Here is a 16,631-nt window from a genome sequence, read left to right as displayed (position 1 = left end):
CTTCGAGTGGCGAAGCTTTATTTCTACTATGCGTCGATGAACGCCGGAAAGTCGACCAACCTGCTCCAGGCCGACTTCAACTATCGCGAGCGGGGGATGGCGACGATGCTGTTCACGGCGGCGATCGACACGCGGTTCGCGGCCGGGACGATCACCTCCCGGATCGGGCTGGAGGCACAGGCCACGCCGTTCGATGCGGCGACCGACATCGCCGCCTGCGTCCTCGACCGGCATCGCAGCGACACGATCGCCTGCGTACTGGTCGACGAGGCGCAGTTCCTGACGGCAGCGCAGGTCGACCAGCTCGCCTGTCTGGCGGACGTGTCGGATATCCCGGTGGTCGCGTACGGGCTGCGCACCGACTTTCGCGGCGCGCTGTTCGACGGGTCGGCGCGGCTGCTGGCGCTGGCCGATGCGCTCATCGAGATCAAGTCGGTGTGCGTGTGCGGGCGCAAGGCGACGATGAACCTGCGCGTCGACGCTGCCGGCCATGCGATCGCGGAAGGGCAGCAGACCGAGATCGGCGGCAACGATCGCTATGTGGCGCTGTGCCGCCGCCACTTCAGCGAGGCGCTGGGCGACGGCCCCTCGTCGGCGTGCCGCTGACGTGCACGGCTGGATCATCCTCGACAAGCCATTGGGGCTCGGCTCGACGCAGGGCGTATCGGCGGTCAAGCGGGCGCTGCGCGACGGTGGCTACGGCAAGTTCAAGGTCGGCCACGGCGGTACGCTGGACCCGCTGGCGACGGGCGTGCTGCCGATCGCGATCGGCGAGGCGACGAAGCTGGCCGGGCGGTTGCTGGACAGCGACAAGGTCTATGCCTTCACGATCCGCTTCGGCGAGCAGACCGATACGCTCGACGCCGAAGGCAAGGTGATCGCGACCAGCGAGACGCGCCCGACCGCGACGGCGCTGGCGTCGGTGCTGCGGCGGTTCACCGGTGCGATCAGCCAGGTGCCGCCGGCCTATTCCGCGCTGAAGGTCGATGGCGAGCGGGCCTATGACCTGGCGCGCGCCGGGGCAGAGGTGGTGTTGGCGAGCCGGGATGTGACGGTGCATTCGCTCACCGTCCATGATGCCGACCCTCGCTGCCATGACGATGACGCGCTGCAGCTGGAAGAGGTCACGCTGCTCGCCCGTGTGTCGAAGGGCACCTATATCCGCTCGCTCGCCCGTGACGTCGCGCTGGCGCTGGGCACGGTCGGTCATGTCACCATGCTGCGCCGGTCCAGGGCGGGGCCGTTCGACCTGTCCGGGGCGATATCGCTGGACAAATTGGGCGAACTCGGGCAGGCGCGCGCCCTTGAACAGATACTCCTGCCATTGAGGGCGGGGCTGGACGACATCCCGGCTCTTCCTCTCGACCCCGACCAGGCAGGAGCGCTCCGACAGGGGCGTGTGCTGGTCGGGACCGCCGCCACCGATGGCGCGGCCCTTGCGACGTACCGGGACGTGGCCATCGCGCTCGTCGATGTGCGTGGCGGAGAGGTCCGCGTGGTGCGCGGCTTCAACCTGTAGAACGATGTCGAAGGACGAAACATGACGATTACCGCAGAGCGCAAGACCGAGCTGGTCAAGGAACATTCGCGGCAGGACGGCGACACCGGTTCGCCCGAGGTACAGGTCGCCATCCTGACCGAGCGGATCCGCAACCTTACCGAGCATTTCAAGAGCCACAAGAAGGACAACCACTCGCGTCGTGGCCTTCTGATGCTGGTGAACAAGCGTCGCTCGCTGCTGGATTATCTCCGTCACAAGGACGGTCAGCGCTACCTCGATCTCATCGCGAAGCTCGGCCTTCGCAAGTAACCGGAAGGGCGGCCCGCTGGGTCGCCCTTCTCGCATCGGCGGCGCGCAATCCGGCGACGCCGCCCTCAAAGGAGCGACAACTCGCTCCGCACCGCCGCGGACCGGCTTAGTCCGCAGACAGGCCCCGGCCGGCATAGGGCCGCCGGAGTGAAGGATATGCATATGTTCGATACCAAGAAGGTGGAAATCGAGTGGGGCGGCAAGACGCTGACCCTCGAGACGGGCAAGGTCGCCCGCCAGGCCGATGGCGCCGTGATCGCGACGCTCGGCGAAACGGTGGTGCTATGTGCCGTGACCGCTGCCAAGTCGGTGAAGGAGGGACAGGATTTCTTCCCGCTGACCGTCCACTATCAGGAGAAGTTCTCCTCCAGCGGCCGCATCCCCGGCGGCTTCTTCAAGCGCGAGCGGGGCGCGACCGAGCGTGAGACGCTGGTCAGCCGCCTGATCGATCGCCCGATCCGCCCGCTGTTCCCGGAAGGGTTCTACAACGAGATCAACTGCATCGCGCAGGTGATGAGCTATGACGGCGAGAACGAGCCCGACCTGCTGGCGATGATCGCCGCGTCGGCCGCGATGACACTGTCGGGCGTGCCCTTTATGGGCCCGATCGGCGCGGCGCGCGTCGGCTACAAGGACGGCGAGTATCAGCTGAACCCGTCGGATGCGGTGATCGCCACCGGCGAGCTGGATCTGATGGTCGCGGCGACCCACGACGCGGTGATGATGGTCGAGTCCGAGGCCAAGGAGCTGTCGGAAGAGGTCATGCTGGGCGCGGTGATGTTCGCGCACAGGGCGTCGCAGCAGGTGATCGACGCGATCATCAAGCTGGCCGAGCAGGCCGCGAAGGAGCCGTGGGAGCTGAAGCAGTCGGTCGACCAGACCGAGGCGAAGGCCAAGCTGAAGAAGCTGATCGGCAAGGACATGGAGGCGGCGTACAAGCTGACCGACAAGCAGGCCCGCCAGACCGCGATCAACGATGCCCGCGCCAAGGCGCGCGAGGCGTTCGAGGATCTGAAGCACAGCAACCCGGCCGAGTATCTGGGCACGCTGAAGCTGGTGAAGAAGCTGGAGGCGGACATCGTCCGCACCGCGATCCTGAAGACCGGCCGCCGTATCGACGGCCGTGACACCAGCACGGTTCGTCCGATCGAGGCGGAGGTCCACTTCCTGCCGCGCGCGCACGGATCGGCGCTGTTCACCCGCGGCGAGACGCAGACCATCGCCACCACGACGCTGGGCACGCGTGACGCCGAGCAGATGATCGACGGGCTGAACGGCCTGTCGTACCAGCACTTCATGCTGCACTATAACTTCCCGCCCTATTCGGTCGGCGAAGTGGGCCGTTTCGGCGCGCCCGGCCGTCGCGAAGTCGGCCATGGCAAGCTGGCATGGCGCGCGCTGCATCCGGTGCTGCCGACCAAGGAGGAATTCCCCTACACGATCCGCGTCACCAGCGACATCACCGAGTCGAACGGCTCGTCGTCGATGGCGACGGTGTGCGGCGGTTCGCTGGCGCTGATGGATGCCGGCGTGCCGATCAAGCGGCCGGTGTCGGGCATCGCGATGGGCCTGATCCTCGAGGGCAAGGACTTCGCCGTCCTGTCCGACATCCTGGGTGACGAGGATCACCTGGGCGACATGGACTTCAAGGTCGCCGGCACGTCGGAGGGCATCACGTCGCTCCAGATGGACATCAAGATCGCCGGGATCACCGAGGAGATCATGAAGGTCGCGCTGGCCCAGGCGCATGAGGGCCGCGCCCACATCCTGGGCGAGATGGCGAAGGCGCTCGACTCGACGCGCACCGAGCTGTCGGCGCACGCCCCGCGCATCGAGACGTTCACGATCGACAAGTCGAAGATCCGCGAAGTCATCGGCACCGGCGGCAAGGTGATCCGCGAGATCGTCGCGACCACCGGCGCCAAGGTCGACATCGACGACGAGGGCGTGATCAAGGTGTCGTCGTCCGATCCGTCGCAGATCGAGGCGGCGGTCAAGTGGATCAAGGGCCTGGTCGAAGAGGCCGAGGTCGGCAAGATCTACGACGGCAAGGTCGTCAACCTCGTCGATTTCGGCGCGTTCGTGAACTTCATGGGCGGCAAGGACGGTCTGGTCCACGTTTCGGAGATCAGGAACGAGCGGGTCGAGAAGGTGTCGGACGCACTGTCCGAGGGCCAGGCCGTGAAGGTCAAGGTTCTCGAGATCGATCCACGCGGCAAGGTTCGCCTGTCGATGCGCGTCGTCGACCAGGAAACGGGTGCCGAGCTGGAGGACACCCGTCCTGCCCGCGAGCCGCGTGAGGGCGGCGATCGTGGCCCGCGCGGTCCGCGCAGCGGCGGTGGCGATCGCGACGGCGGTGGCCGTGGTCCGCGCCGCGATGGTGGCGGTGGCGAGGGCCGTGGCGGCCCGCGTCGCGACCGTGGCGATCGTGGTCCCCGCAACGAAGGTGGCGACCGGACCCCGCGTGGCGGCGGCAACGATGACGGCCCCGCGCCGGAGTTCGCGCCTGCCTTCCTGACCGGCGATCGCGACTGACGACCTTCGCCAGCGGCGAACAAGAGAAAGGGCCCGGAGCGATCCGGGCCCTTTTTCGTGGTGATCGGCCGCACTGCCCCGCACCACCGCATCGTCCGCCCAGAACCGGCACGGCGTCCTATCGCTTGCTGGCCGACACCCATCCGTCCTACGTACCGCCCGCGATGATACGATCCTGGCGCCCGCCGTTCCTGTTCCTTGCCGCGCTGCTGGCCCTTGGTGTCGGCACCGGGGCGAACGCCGGTCCCCTGCCCGGCCGCGATCAGCCGCTGGACCGTTGCGCGATATGGTTCATCGGCAGTTCCACGATCGAACGCTGGTCCACCCTCGCGGCGGACTTCGCGCCGTGGCGGGTGCGCAACAGCGGCATCGGCGGCGCGGTCATCCCCGATCTGAACGCCGGCCTCGCGCAGGAGCCGCCGGCCGGCCGCCCGGCCGCGATCGTCTTCTACGGCGGTGAGAACGACATCGCGGCCGGCGGCAGCGCCGAACGGGCGCTGCAGGATTTCCGCACCTTCCTGGCATTGAAGGACCGGCGGCTCGGTGGCGTGCCGGTGATCGCGGTGTCGGTGAAGCCGGGGCCGGCACGATGGGCGAACCGCCCGCGACAACAGGCCTATGATGCCGGCGTCGCCCGGCTGGCGGCACAGCGCCCGGATCTCGATTATGTCGATATCCGGGCCGCGATGCTCGATGGCGGCCGACCCGGCCCCTACTACGTGGAGGACGGGGTCCACATGAACCCGGCGGGTTACGCGATCTGGACGCGCGCCTTGCGCCCGGCGCTCGACCGAATCCTGCCCGGTTGGCGCGCCGCCTGCTCCCGTCGCCGCTGATCGACCGGCCGCACACGGCGGGTTGCGCAGGCTTCGGCGCCATCGTCAGCACGACGCGGCCGTAACGCCGCTCGCCGGGTGCGGCGTTAACCAGCCCCGCTGAACAACCGCTGCCGATGACCGGCAGCACGCCATCGATCCCGGTACGACGCCGACCTACGCTCGTGACGGGCCGCATCCCGCGTATCCCCGGCGCGCCCGCCTGATGCCCCGCAGCCTGGCATCGCAGCGGCTGGAGGGCATCGCGGTCTGGCGTGCCTCCCTGATGCTGGGTGGGCTGCTGGTCCATGCGACCATGGGAGACGAGAGCCTGCCCGGGCTGAACGCAATCACTGTCGCATCGGCCATGTTCAGAATGGGCTGCTTCTTCCTCATCGCCGGGCTACTGACGGCAGCGGCGCTGATCCGGCATGGCGATGGTCGTCGCTGGTTGCGGCGCCGGCTGATCCGGCTGGGCGTGCCGACGCTGTTCGGCATCGCGGTCCTGTGCCCCCTGACCGGCATGGTCCGCAGCGAGCCCGGGGCACCGGCCTTCCTGCTCTATCACCTCTGGTTCATGGTGGCGCTGATCGGATACATGCTGATCGGCTATGCCGCGCATCGGCTGGGTGGCATCGGCTGGTCAGCGCTCGACCGGCTGGATACCCGCGTCCACGACAAGGCACCCACCCAGGCGGTGCTGATGATCGCGACCGCCGCGGCGTCTTTCAGCCTGATGGTCGCCGCGCTGATCGTCGTCGAGCGCTGCGTGCCACCGCCCCTGGTCGCGCTGACCGCGCAGTTCTGGCTGGCCGCGGGCTATGCGCCGATGTTCCTGCTGGGCTTCGTACTGGCGCGCACCCCCGCCCTCCGGCGTGGCTTTTGCAGCCGGATGACGCTCCCGCTGGCGATCCTGGGCACGGTGGCGATCGTCAACATCCTGTGGCGACTGCCACGGCCGGCCGGACTGACCCTGCCCATTGCGTTGGACCAGTTCGTCCATATCGCCAGCGTTGCGGCGGCGCCCCCCGCTGCTGCGGCCCTGATGCTGCGATCGGCCTTTGCGGTTCGTCGCGCGCCGCGGCTGCTTCGTCACCTGGGCGAGGCGTCGTTCACGATGTACCTAGTGCATTACCCGGTGATGGCGGCGATCAAGAGCGCCCTGGCGCCGCTCGGCTGGGGTCCGTGGTCGATGTTCGCAGCGGCGCTGGTCGGCGGCGGCGGGCTATCCTATCTGATTTGGGCGGGGCCCGTCAGGCACTCGGTCATTCTGTCGCTGTTGCTCGCCGGGCGAGCCGACGGCAGGCGCGGTACGCGCGATCGAGCGAGTGGGGAGCTTCTGTTGCCCGGTGCCCCCCGTACCGCTGGAATCCCCTTCTGTTGCCCGGTGGGGTCCAACCGCGCTATCTTGGAGTAACCTTAGGCCGTTAGGCCCTCAGTTACGCCGCAATCGCGAGTGCTTCGTTATCGTTGGCACTTGTGTAATGGGCCGTTGCGGTGGTCCCATTCCGAGCGAAGAGCAGCGTTTTTCAACACACGTCGATCCTAGTTCGGCCCCGTCAACGATGCTGATCGACCTTGCCGTCATGCGTGATGCATGCCGCCTCGGCAGATCAGCTCCGATGGTGGAGCCGCCGGGTACCGCCCCCGGGTCCGCTGCGTCTATTACGCGCCGCCTTTTATCGCCATAGCCGGGCGAACCCGGCATCGACCGATATAGGAACGCGGGTGCCCGGGTGCAAACGGCTTCTGGACCCTGATCCGGACTCTTTTGCGCCGGGCGCCTTCCGCTTGCCACAAAGGCGGTGCATAGCGCGCCGATCATGTTGACCCAGCGTTCCCGGTACGGCCTGCGTGCGATGCTGTTCCTCGCCAAGCAGCCAGCAGGCGGTCCTCCCACCCCGATGGGGCGCATCGCCGCGGAGGCGAACGTCCCGCGCAAGTTCCTCGAACTGATCCTGGCCGACCTGCGCGATGCCAGCCTGGTGCTGAGCCATCGCGGCAAGCTGGGCGGTTACTATCTCGCGCGGCCGTCTCACCTGATCTCGCTGGGCGATATCATCCGTGTGATCGAGGGGCCGCTGGCGCTGGTCCCTTGCGTCAGCCGCACCGCCTATCGCCGCTGCCTGGACTGCAAGAGCGAGGCGGACTGCGCCATCCGCCACGCGATGATGCGGGTGCGCGACGAGACCGCGCGGATCCTGGATGGCACCAGCCTGGCCGATGCCACCGCAGAGGATCTGGCCGCCGCCTAGCTCCGCGGGCGGGCCTTCAGCTCGTCGCGGATCTCGCGAAGCAGGACGACCTCGGCCGGATCGACCGCCGGCGCCGCGGCCGGCTTCTCACGCTCGAACCGGGCCAGCGCCCGGTTCACCGAGCGGACGATCATGAAGATGATGAAGGCGACGATCAGGAAGTTGACCAGCACGGTGATGAACTCGCCATAGCCGAGCAGCGGCACGCCCGCCTTCTTCAGCGCCGCATAGTCGCTCGATCCCTGCAATGCCGCGGGCACCGGACCCATGGTCAGGAAGTAGCTGGAGAAATCGAGGCCACCGAAGATCTTGCCGATGATCGGCATCAGGATGTCGTCGGTCAGCGAAGTGACGATGCGTCCGAACGCCGCACCGATGATGACGGCGACGGCCAGGTCGAGCACGTTGCCGCGCATGATGAAGGCCTTGAACTCGTTGAGCATCTTCCTTCGCCTTTTCCCGCCATTAACTGCGCGGAAGCGTATCGGACGATTGCCTCTTCGCCAAGCCGCTCCTGTGTTCTATATGGATAGGACAGGTAATCAGGAGCCACGTCCCATGCATCGTGTTTACGCCCGTCCCGCCCTCGTCGCCGGTCTCGCGCTGACGCTCGCCGGCTGCGGCATCAACTCGATCCCGACGGCGGAGGAAGCGGTGAAGGCGCGCTGGGCCGACGTGCAGAACAACTATCAGCGCCGCGCCGACCTGATCCCCAACCTGGTCGCCACGGTGAAGGCGGCCGGTGCGCAGGAGAAGGACGTGCTGGTTCAGGTGACGCAGGCACGCGCCGGTGCCAGCCAGGTGCGCGTGTCGGGCGACCAGCTGACCGATCCGGCCGCGGTGGCCAATTTCGAGCGGGCGCAGAACGCGGTGACGCTGTCGCTGCAGCGGCTGCAGGAGGCCTATCCGGAGCTGCGCAGCCAGGGCAACTACACGACGCTGATGAGCCAGCTGGAGGGCACGGAGAACCGCATCGCGATCTCCCGCAACGATTACAACCAGGCGGTGCAGGCCTATAACACCCGCATCCGCACCTTCCCCGACGCGGTCGGCGCCAAGATCTTCTACGGTGCCAAGCCGATCACCCCGTTCCAGGCGACGACGCCGGGCGCCGACACCGCGCCGCAGGTGAATTTCGGGAACACGAACTGAGCCGGATCGTGCCCGGCCTGTCCATGATCCGGCGTCTGTGCCTGACGTTGCTGCTGCTGGCGGCGACGGGCACGACGGCTGGCGCGCAGACCTTTCCCAAGTTCACAGGACTGGTCGTCGATGCGGCCGATGTGCTGCCCCCCGCAGAGGAAGCGGGGCTGACCGCCAAGCTGGAGGCGTTGCAAAAGAACCAGAAGCGCCAGCTGGTGGTCGTCACGGTGCCCGACACGCAAGGGTTTCCGCTGGAGGATTACGGATACCGACTGGGCCGCGCGTGGGGCGTGGGGCTGAGCGATGTCGACAACGGGGCGATCCTGCTCGTCGCGCCGGGCAATCCGGCGGGACAGCGCGGGCCGCGGATCGAGGTGGGTCGCGGACTGGAGCCGGTGCTGACCGACGCGCTGTCCAGCGTCATCATCAACCAGCGCATGATGCCGCTGATCCGCGCCGGGCAGGTGCCGCAGGCGATCGTGGCCGGGACCGACGCGATCATCGAGCAGCTGGCCGCCAACCCGGATGAAGCGAAGACACGGACCGATACCGCGGCGGCGCAGTTCGACCGGACCCATCGGCGCAGCAGCTCGGGTGACAAAGGAGGATTTCCGCTTGGGCTGATCTTCTTTGGCATGGTGGCCGCGTTCGTCCTGCTGTCGTTCGCGCGGCATCGTGGCGGGCGCGGGCAACGGTATCGCGGCGGCGGCGGCGGCGACAGCAGTGGCGTGCTGCCGATCGTGTTGCGGGGGATTGCCAACGAGATCGGCCGCAGCCGTGGCGGCGGCGGCCTCGGTGGCTGGGGCGGTGGCGGCGGTGGTGGCGGCAGCGATGGCAGCTGGGGCGGCGGCGGCTTCACCGGCGGCGGCGGTGGCGATTTCGGTGGCGGTGGCGCCTCGGGGGACTGGTGATGCGCCTGAGCGAAGCCGATCACGATCGCGTCACCACCGCGGTGGCGGCGGCCGAAGCCGGCACCGATGGCGAGATCGTGACGATCGTCGCGCGCCAGTCCGATCCGTATCACGACGTCGCGCTGCACTGGGCGGTGCTGGCGATGCTGCTGGTGCTGGCGCTGCTCGCCTCGATCCCCGGTGCGGCGGAGTGGCTGCACGCGCTGGTCGCCGATCCGTGGGGCGAGGCGCCCACATCGAGGATGCTGTTCACGCTGGCGTTGGTCGCGATGACGGTCGCCTTCCTGATCGTGCGCGTGGCGCTGAACTGGGCGCCGCTGCGCATGGCGCTGACGCCGAAGGCGACGCGGGCGCGACGGGTGCGGCGACGCGCGCTGATGCTGTTCCGCACCGCGGCCGAGGCGCGGACGCGCAACGCCACCGGCGTGCTCCTCTACCTGTCGCTGGCCGAGCACCGGGCAGAGATCGTGGCGGATGCCACCATCCACACCCGCGTGTCGCCGGACGTCTGGGGCGAGGCGATGGCGGCGCTGATCGTCGCGGTGAAGGACGGGCGCCCGGGCGACGGCATGGCCGCCGCGGTGGAGCGGATCGGGGTGGTGCTGGCCGAGCATTTCCCCCGCTCCAGCGACGACACCAACGAGCTGCCTGACCGGCTGATCGAGCTGTGAGCGACGCCTCCGATACCGTCTGGGAAGGCCGCTATCTGACCGTCCGCCAGAGCGGCACCTGGGAATATGCGGAGCGCAAGGGGCGGATCGGCGCGGCGGTCATCGTCGCGGTCGACGACGACGGACGGCTGGTGCTGGTCGAGCAGTACCGCATCCCGATCGGCTGCCGCACGCTGGAACTGCCCGCCGGACTGGTCGGCGACGAAGAGGCGGGCGAGTCGCTGGCCGATGCCGCGGCGCGCGAGCTGGAGGAGGAGACGGGCTTTCGACCGGCACAGGTCGAGGATCTGGGCCTGTTCTACTCGTCGCCGGGAATGACGTCCGAAAGCTTCACGATCGTGCGGGCGACCGGGCTGACCCGGGTCGGCGAGGGCGGCGGCGCGGGTGACGAGGACATCACCGTCCATCTGGTGCCGCTCACCGAGGTGGCTTCTTATGTCCAACGGGCGCGCGATGCCGGGCTGGCGATCGATGCCAAGATACTGCTGGTACTGGACGTCGCGACAATGGGGAACGGCGGAAGGTAAGGCTAAGGTAAGGCGTACGACGTGTTGCGGGACGCGGCAGTTTGGTATCTTAATCGCGAGCTTTTCGTTAGTCTACAGTAGTTTGGGGGGCGATCCATTCGATCCGAGGCACCACCCCGGCGAAGGCCGGGGTCCAGTTGGGGGGACACCAGAGAGAGGCGTTGCGCATCGTCAGGACGGCCGTTCCAACTGGACCCCGGCCTTCGCCGGGGTGGTGGCAGTCTCCTCTCCCCACAAGGGGGGTGTTGGCGATCGTCGCGCCGTGCATTCGTTCGCCGACGCGCAGATGTAGGCAACGCGCGGTTTCGCACCACCAGGCCGGTTCGCGGGTTCAAATAGCCGCTTCGTCGTACGTCATGTCGGTACGTGTAGGAAAGTGCCCGGGCAGCGGCCTGCCGGTCGACCGTCAGCGGAAATTGTCGGCGTAGGCCTGGAGCTTCAGCTTCTTCTCGGGCGCGGGGACGACGGTGTAGTCGTGACCCTCGCGCTCGCAATGGGCGATCGCGGCCTCCAGTGTCGGGAACAGCAGGCGGATCTGGTCGCGGGTGTCGCCGCTGCCGGCCCAGCCGGTCAGCGGGTCGGGGCGCTTGGCCTCCGACGGTTCGAACTCGAGCTGCCACTGATCGGTCCGGGCGCGGCCGGACTGCATCGAGTTCTTGGGACGCTGGAAGATGCGAGCGGTTGCCATGGCTGCCCCCTTATCGCGAACCGCGCGCGCGCGCATCCGCATTTTTGGTGCGCAGCGTCGCCGCCGCACCGGCGGGATCGTCGGGCCAGGGATGGCGGGGATAGCGACCGCGCATCTCCTTCGCCACTGCCGCCCAGCTGCCCGCCCAGAAGCCGGGCAGATCGCGCGTCGTCTGGATCGGGCGCCCGGCCGGGCTGGTCAGCGACAGGACCAGCGGCACCCGCCCCTCCCCCACACCCGGGTGTTCGGCGAGGCCGAACAGCGCCTGTACCCGAAGCTCGACGCGCGGGCCGCCCTCCGCCCCGTAATCGATCGCGTGGCCGCTGCCGGCGGGGCTGGTGAAGTGCGACGGCGCGGCGCGATCGATCCGGCGCATCGCGTCCCACCCGATCGTGTCGCGCATCGATTCGACCAGCGCGCCGGGCGCGATCTGGTCGAGCCGGCGCTTGCCCGAAAGGAGCGGCGGCAGCCATTCGTCCAGCCGCTCGGCCAGCAGCGCGGCGGTATCGATGCCGGTATAGCCGGCGCGCACCGTCAGCGCGGCGGCACGGTCGTCCCATGGCAGCAGCGACAGACCATGCGTGCGGACGCCGGCGAGCAGCGCCGCCTCGATCGCGGCGGGATCGGCGTCGGCATCGGGGCCCGAGCGGAGGCGGAGCGCCCCCAGCCGCCGCTCGCGCAGCGCCTGCACGCCGCCGGTCGCCGGATCGAAGGCGACGGTGCGCCGCGCCTCTATCCGGTCGGCGAACAGGGTCTCGACCTCCGCCTGATCGATCGCGGCGGCGGCGAGGATGCGTGCGCCCGACGCCACCCCTTGCGTCTCCGCCACCGCCAGCCACTCGCTGCGGGCGAGCGGCGACGTGGCGTCGAGGCGGAAGCCGCGCCCGCCGACGCTGGCCCAGTTCTCGCCCGACGCGTCGCGGCGGCGGGCCACCCGATCGGGGAAGGCGAGCGCGATGCACGCCCCCTCCCCGTCGCGCCGGTCGCCCGCGCCGCCGGCCATTCCCGTCCAGCGTTCCGCCAGCCGGCGGGCGCCGGTCGCCTTCGGCCCCCGCTCGGTCCGCCAGCGACGACGGCGCACCTCCAGATCGGGATCGTTGCCGCCGATCCCGCGCTCCGACAGCAGCACCGCGACCTCGGCCGCGGTGGCGCCCAGCCCGCGCTCCCCGGCGCCCAGCAGCATATGGGCGAGGCGCGGCGGCATCGGCATCGTCGCGATCCGCCGGCCATGCGCGGTCGGGCGACCGGCATCGTCGAGCGCGCCGAGCGTCGCCAACCGCGCCTTCGCCTCCGCCACCGCGGCGGCGGGCGGCGGGTCGATCCAGCGCAGCTCGCGCAGGTCGCCGACGCCCCAGATCGCCGCGGCGAGGACGAGGCCGGACAGGTCGGCTTCCAGCATCTCGGGCGGGTCGAAGCGCGGCAGGCCGGCGGTCGCCGCCTCTTCCCACAGGCGGTACGCGCTGCCCGGTCCCTGCCGCGCGGCGCGGCCGGCGCGCTGGGTGGCGCCGGCCTGGCTGACCCGCTCGGTCGACAGCCGGGTCATGCCGGCGGCCCGGTCGTAGCGGGGGCGGCGCGCCAGCCCGGCATCGACCACCACGCGGATGCCGTCGAGCGTCAGGCTGGTTTCCGCGATCGAGGTGGCGAGCACCAGCTTGCGGTCGGCAGGGGGACCCGGCAGGATGGCGGCGCGCTGCTCGGCGGGGTCGAGCGTGCCGTGCAGGCGGTGCAGCACCACGCCGGCGGGCAGCGGATCCAGCCGCTCGGCCACCCGCTCGATCTCGGCGACGCCGGGCAGGAAGGCCAGCACCCCGCCCTCTTCCTCGCGCAGGACCAGCCGGATCGCGGCGGCCATGTCGTCCTCCACCCTCCGTTCGGCGGCACGGCCGATATGGTGGAGCGTGAGCGGATGACTGCGTCCCTCGCTCTCGATCACCGGCGCGCCGGCCGGATCGTCACCGCTCATCAGCGCGGCGAAGCGGGCGCCGTCCAGCGTCGCCGACATCGCCACCAGCCTGAGATCGGGGCGAAAGGCACCCTGCGTGTCGAGGGCGAAGGCGAGTGCGACGTCGCCGTCCAGACTGCGCTCGTGCACCTCGTCGAACAGCACCGCCGACACGCCGGCCAGTTCGGGATCCGCCTGGATACGATTGACGAAGATGCCCTGCGTGACGACCGTCACCCGCGTCGCCGCCGACCGGCGCGAATCCATGCGCGTGGCGTAGCCGAAGGTGGCACCGACGGCCTCGCCGGCCAGTGCCGCCATCCGCTCTGCCGCGGCCCGCGCGGCGAGGCGGCGTGGGGAGAGGAGCAGAACCTCGCCGGTGCACCACGCCTCGGCCAGCAGCGCGGGGGCGACGGCGGTGGTCTTGCCGGCGCCGGGCGGCGCGACGAGGACGGCGTTGGGCCCCGCCCGCAGCGCGGCGAGCAGATCGGGCAGGACGGCGTGGATCGGCAGGGTCATCGGCGAATGTCGAGGATGTTGCGGGTTGCGGAGCGTGCGGCGGACAATGTCGGGGGTGGCTGGTTGGAACGATGGCAGGGGCGGGGAAAGCGCGACATCATGGACGCCGTCTTGCCACAGACGGGCGCGTGAAGGACAGGGCCGGACGACGGTGTCGCCCGCTCTCCCGCCTGCGCGGGAGAACCGGGCTCGCGGGAACACGTAGTTTCCACCTGCCGCGTTCCGCGATAGACAGGGCCGGTGAGCGGGCACCATCATCACCACGGCCATGATCATGGGCACGGCCATGGCGGCCATGGCCATCACGGCCACGCGCATGCGCCGGCCTCGTTCGACCGCGCGTTCGCGATCGGGATCGGGCTGAACCTCCTCTATGTCGTCGCGGAGGCGGGGTTCGGGCTGTGGACCGGATCGGTCGCGCTGCTCGCCGATGCCGGCCACAACCTGTCCGACGTGCTGGGCCTGGCGGTGGCATGGGGCGGCGCGTCGCTGGCGAAGCGGCCGGCGACCAAGCGCTTCACCTATGGGCTTAAAGGATCGACAATCCTGGCGGCGCTGCTCAATGCGCTGCTGCTGCTGGTGGCGCTGGGCGCGATCGTGCTGGAGGCGGTGCAGCGGATCGGGGCGCCACCCACCGTGTCGGGGCTGACGGTGTCGATGGTCGCGGGCGCGGGAATCGCGGTCAACGCCTTCACCGCCTGGCTGTTCGCGCGCGGGCGGCACGGCGACGTCAACATCCGCGGCGCGTATCTGCACATGGCGGCGGACGCGCTGGTGTCGGCAGGCGTCGTGCTGGCGGGAATCGCGATCTGGGCGACCGGTATCGGCTGGATCGATCCGGTCGTCAGCCTGGTGATCGCGGCGCTGATCTTCTGGCAGACCTGGGGCCTGCTGAAGGAGACGACCGAGATGGCGCTGGCAGGCGTGCCGCGCGGGATCGATTACGACGAGGTGTCGGCGGCACTGGTCGCGCTGCCCGGCGTGGCGAAGCTGCACGACCTGCACATCTGGCCGATGTCGACCACCGAACCGGTGCTGACCGCACACCTGCTGATGCCCGCGGGGCATCCGGGCGACGGCTTTCTGGGCGACGCTCAGACGATGCTGCGCGACCGGTTCGGCATCGGACACGCAACGCTGCAGGTGGAGACGGGCGGGGATTGCGCGGGGGGTTGTTGAGCCGAACTAACTCCCCTCCCTGACAGGGAGGGGTCGGGGGTGGGTCGGCCCGTTGGCGCCGTCGACGGTCGCCAGGATGACCGCCGCTACGCCGTCCGGATTCGAGTCTACCTCGCTGTTCCAGAACCGCAGCACCGTCCAGCCCAGATCCCGGAGGAAGGCGGTTCGCCGCGCGTCATAGCCACCGCTCTCCAGATGCTGGCTGCCGTCGAACTCGATGGCGATGCGCCGCGTGCGACAGGCGAGGTCGACCACATAGGGTCCGATCGGCAGCTGGCGCGTGAACCGCGGCCGGTGGTGACGGACCCGGTGCCAGATCGCCCGTTCCTGTGCGGTCGCATTGTTGCGCAGCTCTCGCGCGCGTTCCGTGGCGAGGGGCGGCAGGCGGGGCATCGCATCAGGATGCCGCGCCGTGATGCGGCGAGCAACCCACCCCCGGCCCCTCCCTTGTCAGGGAGGGGAGAAGAGCGCGCGGCAGCGCCCTCCACGTCGTCGAACGGGATCTGCTGCGCCGACCCGCCGGCCGGGTGGCGCGGGCTTCGCTCAGTAAGCCCGCGCCACCGCGAACTCGACCGCCTCGACCATCGCGTCCTTCGCCGCACCGTCCGGGAACCGTGCGATCGCGTCGATGGCGCGCTGGCCGTAGTGGCGGGCGCGGGCGAGGGTGTCGTCGACGGCGCGGGTCTTGCGCACCAGCTCGATCGCGTGGGCGAAATCCGCGTCGGTGTCGCGCCGCCCCTCGACCGCGTCCTTCCAGAACCGCCGCTCCTCGGGCGTGCCGCGGGCGTGGGCGAGGATGACGGGCAGCGTCATCTTGCCCTCGCGGAAGTCGTCGCCGGCATCCTTGCCCATCGTGCCCGCGTCGGACACGTAATCGATCGCGTCGTCGACCAGCTGGAACGCGATGCCCAGATTGCGGCCATAGGCGTCGAGCGCCATCTCCTCGCCTTCCGGGCGTTCGGCGACGACGGCGGCGATGCGGCAGGCGGCGGCGAAGAGCGCGGCGGTCTTGGCGCCGATGATGTCGAGATAGCGATCCTCGCCCAGATCGACGCGGCGGGCGGCGGTCAGCTGGTTCACCTCTCCCTCCGCGATCACGGCGGAGGCATTGGAGAGGATCTTCAGCACCTTCAGGCTGCCGTCCTCCACCATCAGCTCGAAGCTGCGGCTGAACAGGAAATCGCCGACCAGCACGCTGGCGGGATTGCCCCAGATGATGTTCGCGGTGCGCCGGCCGCGCCGCAGGTCGCTGCCGTCGACGACGTCGTCGTGGAGGAGCGTGGCGGTGTGGATGAACTCGACGGCAGCGGCGAGGCGGTGATGGCGGGTGCCGGTATAGCCGATCAGCCGCGCGCTGGCCAAGGTCAGCATCGGCCGCATCCGCTTGCCCCCGCCCGCGATCAGGTGGCCGGCCAGTTCGGGAATCAGCGGAATCTGCGACTGCATCCGATCGAGGATCACCGCGTTCACGGCATTCATGTCGCCCGCGACGAGGCCCAGCATGGGATCGAGCGAGGGGGTGCGGTCGCGCAGGCGATGGACAGTCGCAGTCATCTGACCCCCAAGTGGCGGCTAGCGTGCGCGAACGCAACCCCGCCCGCGTCCCCGCCCACCCCGCCTCCCACCCCGCCCCTTG

The 16,631-nt window shown here is 69.6% G+C and carries 16 protein-coding genes, 1 other RNA gene and 1 pseudogene; 12 read left to right on the top strand and 6 right to left on the bottom strand.

Annotated features, from left to right (window positions below; all coding sequences use genetic code 11):
* The first annotated feature begins 6 nt into the window (after window positions 1–6).
* The 6 genes and pseudogenes from ABC319_RS14435 to ABC319_RS14410 form a co-directional block, all read left to right on the top strand.
* Window positions 7–606 carry a thymidine kinase gene (locus tag ABC319_RS14435; RefSeq protein WP_413070892.1) on the top strand — a complete coding sequence of 200 codons (600 nt, stop codon included), beginning with the start codon at window positions 7–9 and terminating at the stop codon, window positions 604–606.
* Window position 607: 1 nt separating this feature from the next.
* Entirely contained in the window at window positions 608–1,519 is a 912-nt protein-coding gene (truB, locus tag ABC319_RS14430) for a tRNA pseudouridine(55) synthase TruB (RefSeq protein ID WP_413070891.1), read from the top strand.
* A gap of 21 nt (window positions 1,520–1,540) precedes the next feature.
* On the top strand, window positions 1,541–1,810 hold the full coding sequence (gene rpsO, locus ABC319_RS14425) for a 30S ribosomal protein S15 (protein ID WP_413070890.1): 270 nt from the start codon (window positions 1,541–1,543) through the stop codon (window positions 1,808–1,810).
* Between the two features lie 162 nt (window positions 1,811–1,972).
* A complete protein-coding gene (gene pnp / locus ABC319_RS14420) occupies window positions 1,973–4,345 on the top strand; it encodes a polyribonucleotide nucleotidyltransferase (RefSeq protein ID WP_413070889.1) in 2,373 nt (790 codons plus the stop codon).
* 164 nt (window positions 4,346–4,509) lie between these two features.
* Window positions 4,510–5,181 carry a GDSL-type esterase/lipase family protein gene (locus tag ABC319_RS14415; RefSeq protein WP_413070888.1) on the top strand — a complete coding sequence of 224 codons (672 nt, stop codon included), beginning with the start codon at window positions 4,510–4,512 and terminating at the stop codon, window positions 5,179–5,181.
* A 205-nt stretch (window positions 5,182–5,386) separates the two neighbouring features.
* Window positions 5,387–6,343, top strand: a pseudogene (locus ABC319_RS14410) (acyltransferase family protein); the annotation flags it as partial.
* A gap of 182 nt (window positions 6,344–6,525) precedes the next feature.
* On the opposite strand, the gene ssrA reads toward ABC319_RS14410, so the two are convergent.
* Window positions 6,526–6,906, bottom strand: a transfer-messenger RNA (tmRNA) gene (ssrA, locus tag ABC319_RS14405).
* 77 nt (window positions 6,907–6,983) lie between these two features.
* Here ssrA and ABC319_RS14400 point away from each other — a divergent pair.
* The gene (locus ABC319_RS14400; protein ID WP_413070887.1) at window positions 6,984–7,415 is read left to right on the top strand and encodes an RrF2 family transcriptional regulator; all 432 of its coding nucleotides are present in this window, start codon (window positions 6,984–6,986) and stop codon (window positions 7,413–7,415) included.
* On the opposite strand, the gene mscL is transcribed toward ABC319_RS14400, so the two are convergent.
* A complete protein-coding gene (mscL, locus tag ABC319_RS14395; protein ID WP_413070886.1) occupies window positions 7,412–7,858 on the bottom strand; it encodes a large conductance mechanosensitive channel protein MscL in 447 nt (148 codons plus the stop codon). The two genes, ABC319_RS14400 and mscL, sit on opposite strands and share 4 nt — an antisense overlap.
* A gap of 115 nt (window positions 7,859–7,973) precedes the next feature.
* Between mscL and ABC319_RS14390 the strand changes: the two genes are divergently transcribed.
* The 4 genes from ABC319_RS14390 to ABC319_RS14375 are packed head-to-tail and all read left to right on the top strand — an operon-like array spanning window position 7,974 to window position 10,667.
* Entirely contained in the window at window positions 7,974–8,567 is a 594-nt protein-coding gene (locus ABC319_RS14390) for a LemA family protein (RefSeq protein ID WP_413070885.1), read from the top strand.
* A 23-nt stretch (window positions 8,568–8,590) separates the two neighbouring features.
* Window positions 8,591–9,469 (top strand): TPM domain-containing protein, encoded by an 879-nt coding sequence (locus tag ABC319_RS14385; protein WP_413071706.1) that lies wholly within the window; start codon window positions 8,591–8,593, stop codon window positions 9,467–9,469.
* The gene (locus ABC319_RS14380) at window positions 9,469–10,140 is read left to right on the top strand and encodes a TPM domain-containing protein (protein ID WP_413070884.1); all 672 of its coding nucleotides are present in this window, start codon (window positions 9,469–9,471) and stop codon (window positions 10,138–10,140) included. The genes ABC319_RS14385 and ABC319_RS14380 overlap by 1 nt, the downstream gene beginning before the upstream one ends.
* The gene (locus tag ABC319_RS14375; protein ID WP_413070883.1) at window positions 10,137–10,667 is read left to right on the top strand and encodes an NUDIX hydrolase; all 531 of its coding nucleotides are present in this window, start codon (window positions 10,137–10,139) and stop codon (window positions 10,665–10,667) included. The genes ABC319_RS14380 and ABC319_RS14375 overlap by 4 nt, the downstream gene beginning before the upstream one ends.
* A 406-nt stretch (window positions 10,668–11,073) precedes the next feature.
* Here ABC319_RS14375 and ABC319_RS14370 read toward each other — a convergent pair whose 3' ends face one another.
* Window positions 11,074–11,355, bottom strand: a complete 282-nt coding sequence (locus tag ABC319_RS14370; RefSeq protein ID WP_413070882.1) for an ETC complex I subunit — start codon at window positions 11,353–11,355, stop codon at window positions 11,074–11,076.
* 10 nt (window positions 11,356–11,365) lie between these two features.
* Window positions 11,366–13,816 carry an ATP-dependent helicase HrpB gene (gene hrpB / locus ABC319_RS14365; RefSeq protein ID WP_413070881.1) on the bottom strand — a complete coding sequence of 817 codons (2,451 nt, stop codon included), beginning with the start codon at window positions 13,814–13,816 and terminating at the stop codon, window positions 11,366–11,368.
* Between the two features lie 240 nt (window positions 13,817–14,056).
* Between hrpB and ABC319_RS14360 the strand changes: the two genes are divergently transcribed.
* Window positions 14,057–14,995 carry a cation diffusion facilitator family transporter gene (locus ABC319_RS14360; protein ID WP_413070880.1) on the top strand — a complete coding sequence of 313 codons (939 nt, stop codon included), beginning with the start codon at window positions 14,057–14,059 and terminating at the stop codon, window positions 14,993–14,995.
* A 6-nt stretch (window positions 14,996–15,001) separates the two neighbouring features.
* Here the strand turns inward: ABC319_RS14360 and ABC319_RS14355 are convergent, their stop codons facing one another.
* A complete protein-coding gene (locus ABC319_RS14355; protein ID WP_413070879.1) occupies window positions 15,002–15,388 on the bottom strand; it encodes an endonuclease domain-containing protein in 387 nt (128 codons plus the stop codon).
* 150 nt (window positions 15,389–15,538) lie between these two features.
* A complete protein-coding gene (locus ABC319_RS14350) occupies window positions 15,539–16,549 on the bottom strand; it encodes a polyprenyl synthetase family protein (RefSeq protein WP_413070878.1) in 1,011 nt (336 codons plus the stop codon).
* Window positions 16,550–16,631: the final 82 nt, after the last annotated feature.

It is taken from the genome of Sphingomonas phoenicis (assembly GCF_047238005.1).
GTDB lineage: Bacteria > Pseudomonadota > Alphaproteobacteria > Sphingomonadales > Sphingomonadaceae > Sphingomonas.
The sequence above is the reverse complement of the archived record's forward strand: the minus strand, read 5'-3'. Positions and strand labels throughout refer to the sequence as shown.